Annotated in this window: 6 protein-coding genes and 1 pseudogene; 4 read left to right on the top strand and 3 right to left on the bottom strand. The window is 73.1% G+C overall.

Going from position 1 to position 7,458, the window contains the following annotated elements; translation table 11 throughout:
• A pseudogene (locus EDJALFJO_RS34665) lies at nt 1-234 on the bottom strand (hypothetical protein); the annotation flags it as partial.
• 141 nt (nt 235-375) lie between these two features.
• Here EDJALFJO_RS34665 and EDJALFJO_RS30265 point away from each other — a divergent pair.
• On the top strand, nt 376-1,818 hold the full coding sequence (locus EDJALFJO_RS30265; protein ID WP_088290142.1) for an amino acid permease: 1,443 nt from the start codon (nt 376-378) through the stop codon (nt 1,816-1,818).
• Nucleotides 1,815-2,717, top strand: a complete 903-nt coding sequence (locus tag EDJALFJO_RS30260; RefSeq protein WP_158220620.1) for a universal stress protein — start codon at nt 1,815-1,817, stop codon at nt 2,715-2,717. Before EDJALFJO_RS30265 ends, EDJALFJO_RS30260 begins: the two co-directional genes overlap by 4 nt.
• Before the next feature lies 1 nt (nt 2,718).
• Here EDJALFJO_RS30260 and EDJALFJO_RS30255 read toward each other — a convergent pair whose 3' ends face one another.
• Both EDJALFJO_RS30255 and EDJALFJO_RS30250 read right to left on the bottom strand, forming a co-directional pair.
• Nucleotides 2,719-4,692, bottom strand: a complete 1,974-nt coding sequence (locus EDJALFJO_RS30255; RefSeq protein WP_088290138.1) for a thiamine pyrophosphate-binding protein — start codon at nt 4,690-4,692, stop codon at nt 2,719-2,721.
• Entirely contained in the window at nt 4,689-6,305 is a 1,617-nt protein-coding gene (locus EDJALFJO_RS30250; RefSeq protein ID WP_088290136.1) for a glutamate synthase-related protein, read from the bottom strand. The genes EDJALFJO_RS30255 and EDJALFJO_RS30250 overlap by 4 nt, the downstream gene beginning before the upstream one ends.
• An 85-nt stretch (nt 6,306-6,390) precedes the next feature.
• Here EDJALFJO_RS30250 and EDJALFJO_RS30245 point away from each other — a divergent pair, with 85 nt between their 5' ends.
• Both EDJALFJO_RS30245 and EDJALFJO_RS30240 read left to right on the top strand, forming a co-directional pair.
• The gene (locus tag EDJALFJO_RS30245; protein ID WP_198950781.1) at nt 6,391-7,026 is read left to right on the top strand and encodes a hypothetical protein; all 636 of its coding nucleotides are present in this window, start codon (nt 6,391-6,393) and stop codon (nt 7,024-7,026) included.
• Between the two features lie 121 nt (nt 7,027-7,147).
• Nucleotides 7,148-7,453: a 2TM domain-containing protein gene (locus EDJALFJO_RS30240; RefSeq protein ID WP_198950780.1), complete on the top strand. Its 306-nt coding sequence runs from the start codon at nt 7,148-7,150 to the stop codon at nt 7,451-7,453.
• The last annotated feature ends 5 nt before the right edge of the window (nt 7,454-7,458 follow it).

Genomic DNA, 7,458 nt, shown 5'->3' with positions numbered 1-7,458 from the left:
CGCCACCGACAGGTAGTAGACGTCGAGCGCCTTGTCGTAGCCCTGGTACTCGTTCTCGACCTGGGCCCAGAAGGGCGCGGAGAGCTGGGTCTGGAAGACGGTCTGGTCGACGCCGTCGATGACAAGGCTGGCGATGATGGCGGGCAGCGGGAACATCGGGATGAACAACGGCACGACGAGCCGCAGAACCACGACCAGCACGACGATCCCGAGGTCCGGCGCTGTGCCGTCCATCGCAGCACCCTCCGCCGGGAACGGGTGCACCGAGGCTACCTGGACGGATCCACGAGGGGCTACCCAACGGCGTGGTGCTGCTGACACAGTGGCCGATGTCGGCCTGCCGGCCGCAGCGTCCGGACCGACCGGGGGGTTCCCATGGACACTGGTAGCGGACAGGCGGCCAGCACGTCGTTGCTGCGTCGCAAGTCCATCGCGGCGATGCTCGGGTCACGTGCCGGTGACACCGCCCTCGAACGCACGATGAGCATGTTCAGCCTCATGATGATCGGCGTCGGCGCGACGATCGGGACCGGCATCTTCTTCGTCATGGCCGTGACCGTCCCCGAGGCCGGTCCCGGTGTGCTGCTGACGTTCCTGCTCGTCGGGCTCATCGTCTCGCTCACGGCCCTGTGCTACGCCGAGGTCGCCTCCAAGATCCCGGTCTCCGGATCCGCCTACGCCTACTCGTTCGCGTCGCTCGGCGAGCTCCCCGCCTACCTCGTCGGCTGGGCGCTGATCCTCGAGTACGGGGTCGCCGGGGCCGCCACCTCGGTCGGGTGGGGCGAGTACTTCGACTCGTTCATCAACGACGCGTTCGGCTGGGAGATCCCGCACGCCCTGAACGCCGGTGCCCTGGCCGACGACCCCGGCATCATCAACCTGCCGGCCGTCGTCCTCGTCGGCATGTGCTGCCTGCTCCTGCTCCGCGGGGCCAAGGAGTCGGCGCGTGCCAACGCGATCATGGTGATGGTCAAGCTCGGCGTGCTGGCGATGTTCATCGTCATCTCGTTCACCGCCTTCGACTCCGCGAACCTGACGCCGTTCCTCCCGTACGGGCTCGCCGGTGTGGGCGCAGCGATCCCCGCGATCTTCTTCACCTACATCGGGGTCGACGCGGTCTCGACCGCCGGCGAGGAGGTCAAGGACCCCAACCGCAGCCTGCCCAAGGCCATCTTCGGTGCGGTGGGGCTCGTCACCCTGTTCTACTTCCTCGTCGCGGTGGGAGCCCTGGGCGCGCAGCCGCTGGACCGGTTCGAGGGCCAGGAGGCGGGTCTGGCGGCGATCCTCAACGACATCACAGGGATCCGGCTCCCGGCCCTCGTGCTCGCCGCCGGCGCCGTGATCTCGATCTTCTCGGTCACCCTCATCACCATCTACGGCCAGACCCGCATCCTCTTCGCCATGGGACGTGACGGGATGCTGCCGAAGATGTTCAAGGAGGTGAGCCCGCGCAGCCTGTCGCCCGACAAGAACGTCCTGTTCACGTGCGCCTTCATCGCGATCCTCGCGGCGGTCGTGCCCATCGACAAGCTGTTCGACCTCGTGAGCATCGGCACCCTGGCCGCGTTCATCGTGGTCTCGGCGACCGTCATCGTCCTGCGCAGGGACCGCCCCGAGCTGCGCGGCAAGGGCTTCGAGCTGCCCTTCGGTCCCGTCATCCCGGTGCTGTCGATCCTGTCCTGCGCGTGGGCGGCGACGAACATCGCCGCCGTGACCTGGATCGCCGTCGGGCTCTGGATCCTGCTGGCCCTGGTCCTGTACTTCGTGTACGCCCGCAAGCACTCGGTCCTCGCGCCCGGCAACGAGGTCGGCCCGTGAAGGCCGTCATCGCCTACCGGGACGCGGACGACTCCCCGGAGGCGCTCGAGCTGGCCGCGATCCTGCGGCGCACCGTCGGGTGCGAGCTCGTGGTCGTCGCAGTGCTGCCCCGGACCTCTCGCGACACCCTGGAGTCCCGCGAGCCCGACGCAGAGTTCCGGGCGTGGCTCGACCAGGTGGCCGCCGACGCCGAGGCTGCCGCCCGGGCCTTCCTCGACGGCGAGGGCAGGATCGAGTTCCTCCGGGTCGCGTCCTCGTCGGTGGCTGCCGGGCTCATCGAGGCCGCGGAGTCCTGCGGTGCCGACGTCCTCGTGGTGGGCTCGGCCCGCGACGCCGTCCAGGGGTCGCTGCTCGCCGGCAGCGTCGCCACCCGGCTGCTGCACTCGTCCCCGGTGCCCGTGCTGCTCGCGCCCCGGGGCTACCACGCCGAACCAGGTCAGCGGTTCTCGTCGCTCACCTGTGCCTACGCGGGGACGGCCCGGTCCCGCGAGGCGCTGGCCGCGACCTGCGACCTGGCCCGGCGGTTCGGTGCCCCGCTGTACGTCGCCACGTTCGTCCCGCGCGCGGGCACCATGTACCCGCCCGAGGTGGGGCTGGACGTCGAGGAGCTGGTGTCGGCCCAGTGGGCCGAGCAGGCCGGCGGGCTCCAGAGCGAGGCCGTCGCGCTCTGCCGGGAGCACGGGATCGACGACGTCCGGACCTTCGTCGCCCGTGGGGACGGCTGGGCGGGCGCCCTGCACTCCGTCGACTGGGACGACCACGACCTCCTCGTCATCGGGTCCAGCCGGCTCGGGGCGGTCGCCCGGGTCTTCGTCGGGTCGACCGCCACCAAGATCCTTCGCTACACGCCGGTGCCGGTCCTCGTCGTCCCGGCCGGGAGCTACGTCTGGAGCGAGTGAGTCAGACGAGCTCGACGTCCGAGTGCACGTGGAGCAGCACGGGCCCCTCGGTCTCGAAGAGCCGCTGCATCCCGTCGTCCAGCTCGTCGGTGCTCCGCACGCTGATCCCGGTCGCCCCGCAGAGCTCGGCGTACCGGGCGAAGTCCGGGTTGACGAGCGAGGTCTGCCAGACCGGGTGGCCGGCGGCGAGCTGCTCCTTGCTGATCTTGCCGAGGGTGCCGTTGTCGAGCAGGACGTGCTTGATCGCCATGCCGTACTTCACCGCGGTGGTCAGCTCGGCGAGGTACTGGCCGAAGCCGCCGTCCCCGGTCACGGCGACGACGGTGCGGGCCGGGTCCGCGGCCCACGCGCCCATCGCCGCCGGGTAGCCGAAGCCGATCGAGCCGAGGTAGCCCGACATGAGCACCGGCTGGCCGGCGCTCTCGAAGTAGCGGCCGAACGAGTAGGCGTGGTTGCCGACGTCCACGGCGATCACGGCGTCCGCCGGGCAGTGCGTGCCCAGTGCCGCGAACACGGCCGCGCTGGGGACGCCACGCCCGCGGTCGTCGTGCGCGCGCCGGGACTTCTCCGCCCGCCAGATCCGCCGGCGGGCCTCGACGTCCGCGCGCTGGTCGCGCGCCGCGACGCCGTCCGCGGTCGCCTCGTCCAGCGCGCGCACGGTGACCGCCGCGTCGCCGAGGACACCGACCGCGACGGCGTCGAACCGGCCGATCGCGCCGGGGGTGTCGTCGACCTGGACGATCGGCTTGTAGGGCGCGATCCCGGTGTGGTTCGAGAACGACGCACCGACGACGAGCAGCAGGTCGGCCTCGTTCATGAGCCACGACGCGACCGGCGTCCCGGACCGACCGAGGACGCCGCCGCCGAGCGGGTGGGTGTCCGGCAGCAGGCCCTTGGCGCGGAACGTCGTGAGCACGGGAGCACGCAGCCGCTCGGCGAGCGCCCGGACCTCGCGCTGCGCGTCCCGGGCGCCCTGGCCGACGACGACGACCGGACGACGGGCCGCCCGCAGCAGGTCGGCCGCCGCGGCGAGGGCCTCGGGGTCGGGCCGGACGGCGCGCGGCGCGCGTCGTCCGTCGGGCTCGCCCGCGGGCGCGTCCGAGGGGACGTCCTGCACCTCGTCGGGCAGCACGAGATGGGCCACGCCGCGGCCGTCGACGGCGCGCTTGACCGCTGTCGCGGCGAGCTCGGCGTGGTTCGAGGAGCTGTTGAGGGTGACGGTCGACAGCGCCACGTCGCGGAACACCGCCGACAGGTCGACGTCCTGGAAAGCGCCGCGCCCCAGCACCTTCGACGGCACCTGGCCGCTCACGGCGAGCACCGGGGCGCCGTCCAGCTTCGCGTCGTAGAGCCCGGTGAGCAGGTTCGTCGAGCCGGGGCCCGCGATCGCGAAACAGGCCGCCGGGCGGCCGGTGAGCTTGCCGTACGCGGACGCCGCGAACGACGCCGCACCCTCGTGCCGGATGCCGACGAACCGCAGGTCGCCGCGCTCCTCGGCGCGCCGCAGCGCGTCCGCGAAGCCGAGGTTGGAGTGCCCGACCATCCCGAAGACGACGTCGACACCCCAGGCCACGAGGGTCTCGACGAGGACGTCCGAGACGGTCCGGGCGGGGGCCGGCGGCTCGGGGAGGTAGACGTACGTGCCGTCGTCCCGCTCGTCGACGGGGAAGGCGGGGACGGCGTCCGAGAAGCCCGCCGGCGGCTTGCCGGTCAGCGGGTCGTAGTCGTAGCCGTGCCAGGGGCACCGCAGCAGGCCGCCCTCGATCGAGCCCTCGCCGAGCGGGCCGCCCTGGTGCGGGCAGTGGTTGTCCAGCGCCCCGACCCGGCCGCGGCAGCGGGTCAGCGCGATGCTGCGGCCGTCGACGGTCGAGGTCTGCACCCGGCCCTCGTCGGGGACGGCGTCCAGCCGGTGCCAGCGGCCGGTGCCGTCCGCGTCCGTGCTGCTGGTGCCGTCGTCCGTGGTCTCGGTGCTCATCGGGTCACTCCTGCGTAGGTGACGCCGACGAGGTCGGCGACGTCGCGCTTGGCGCTGGTGAGGTCTCTCGGGGTGAAGCCGCTCAACGAGTCGTGGCCGCACGCCCGGGCGAGCACGACCATGAGTTCGGTCATCGCGCCGAGGTAGCGGGTCAGCTGCTCGGCGGCCCGCTGCACGGGGAGCCGGGCGCGCAGGTGCGGCTTCTGGGTGGCGATCCCGACCGGGCAGTTGTCGGTGTGGCAGGCCCGCATGCCGACGCAGCCGATCGCCTGGAGCGCGATGTTCGAGACGGCGACGGCGTCCGCGCCGAGGGCGAGGGCCTTGACGACGTCGGCCGGGCGGCGGAACCCGCCGGTCGCGACGAGCGTGACGTGCCGGGCGCCGGCGAGGTCGAGGTGCCGCCGGGCGCGGGCGAGCGCGGCCATCGTCGGGACGCTGATCGTGTCCCGGAAGATCGTCGGCGCCGCACCGGTGCCGCCGCCCCTGCCGTCGAGGATCACGTAGTCGACGCCGAGGTCGAGCGCGGCGTCGAGGTCGGCCTCGACGTGCTGGGCGGACATCTTCACCCCGACCGGGATCCCGCCCGAGCGCTCCCGGACCCGGTCGACGAGCGCCCGGGCGTCCAGGAGGCTCGTCCAGTCGGTGAACCGGGCCGGTGACACGGCGGGCGTGCCCTCCGGGAGGCCGCGGACGTCGGCGATACGGCCGACGACCTTGCTCCCCGGCAGGTGGCCGCCGGTCCCGGTCTTGGCGCCCTGGCCGAGCTTGAGGTGCAGCGCCTGGACCTGGTCGAGCACTGCCTCGTCCCAGCCGAAGCGCCCCGACGCGAGCTCGTAGAGGTACCGGGACGACTCGGCCTTCTCCTCGGGCAGCATGCCGCCCTCGCCGGAGCAGATCGCCGTCCCGGCCGCCTCCGCCCCGCGGGCGAGCGCCGTCTTCGCCTCCTGGGAGAGCGCGCCGAAGCTCATGTCCGACACGAAGACCGGGATGTCGAGGTGCAGCGGCCTGGCCGCCGCCGGGCCGATCGTCACCGAGGTGTCGACGGGTGCGTCGTCCAGCAGCGGGAACCGGTGCAGCTGGGCGGTGAGGACCTGGAGGTCGTCCCACCGGGGCAGCTCGGTGCGGGGCACGCCCATCGCCGCGACCTTGCCGTGCGGTCCGCCCAGCCCGTTGCGCGCCAGCGTGTGGATCTCCGAGACGTACGGCTCCTCCGGGGTGTCCTGGTGCGGGTCGTCGAAGAGCCGGTCGTACGTGGGCACGACGCGCTCGGCGGGCCGCGCCGCCCGGAACGCGGCGAGGTCGGCGGCGTCGAGCACGACCTGCCCGTCGACGACCGAGGCGGTGAACCTGTGGATGCGCTCGGCCGGGTTGTACGCCGAGACGCCGGTGTCGAGGCGGAAGTCCCAGCCGTGGACGCCGCACACGAGGTCGGGCCCCTGGACCCGGCCGTCGGCGAGCAGCGCCCCTCGGTGCGGGCAGCGCCCCTCGAAGACGTGGACGGCGTCGCCGCGGCGCACGAGGACGAGGTCGAGGCCGTCCGCCTCGGCGGCCGCGGGGACGTCGTCCACCAGATCGGCGAGCCGGGCGATCGGCACGTGCGCGGTGCTCTCCATGTAACGCTCCCTGACCGACGGAGGACGACACCGTCGACGTCCCCGTGAGGGGCATGATCGTTACACCGACTCCAGGAGGACCACCATGGGCACCGGGACCGAGATCGACGCGGGCATGCTGGCCACGACCCGCCGCTCGCTGCACGGCGTCGCGGAGATGGTCGTCGCCGGACCGCAGCACCGCCGGTTCGACACGATCCGGCTGGTCGTCGCGCCGGGCGGTTTCCGCGGGCTGCGCCTGCCGCTGCACGTCGACGGGACGACGTTGCGGTTCGAGGGCGGCAGCGCGCCGCTGGCCGGCACCTACCGCGGGCTCGCCGAGGCCGCGGGCGTCGACGTCGGGGTCGCGGTCGACCTCTACACCGACGTCACGGGCATCGACCCCGACGAGGAGGTCGTCGTCGACGCCGCGGCAGCCGCCTACCTCGCGGACTGCTGGGCCCGCGGGGACGCCGCGCTGCGCCTGCTGGCCCCGGAGTCGTCGCCGATCCTGTGGCCGGAGCACTTCGACGTCGGGATCACCGTCGACCAGGTCAACTACGGCCTGTCGCCCGGCGACGGCTACCACCCTTCGCCGTACGCGTACGTCGGCCCGTGGACGCCGCCCGAGGGCGACTTCTGGAACGCGCCGTTCGGTGCCGCCCGGCCGGTCGAGGAGCTGCCGGACGTCGCCGCCGTGGCCGCGTTCTTCGCCGAGGGGCGCGAGCGCGCGGCATCCTGACGGGCCGGACGCCGCGACGGACCGTTGGCCCCTGGCCGCAGCCGCGGCCGCCGGCGACGATGGAGGTGGGCGCCTGCGTCCGCACGTCGTGGACGCCGCGGCGTACCGGAGGTGACCGGCGATGCAGAACGAGTTCGACGACGAGATGCCCGAGACCGCGGGTGCCACGGCACTGCGGACGGGCGATGACCGCCACGCGGCGCGCAGGCGCCTGGAGAAGAAGCGGGCCTGGACGTCCGGGCTCGTGGCCTACCTGGTCGTCAACAGCTTCCTCATCGGGGTCTGGGCCCTGACCGGCAGGGGGTACTTCTGGCCGGTCTGGGTGCTCGGCGGGTGGGGCCTGGGGGTCGTCCTCAGCTTCTGGGACACCTTCGTGCGCAAGCCCATCACCGAGGCGGACGTCGACGCGGAGATCCGCCGCAGCTGACGGCC

Source organism: Kineosporia sp. A_224 (assembly GCF_002198655.1).
In the GTDB taxonomy this organism is placed as follows: Bacteria; Actinomycetota; Actinomycetes; order Actinomycetales; family Kineosporiaceae; genus R-H-3.
This window is presented reverse-complemented; position numbering and strand designations above follow the sequence as displayed.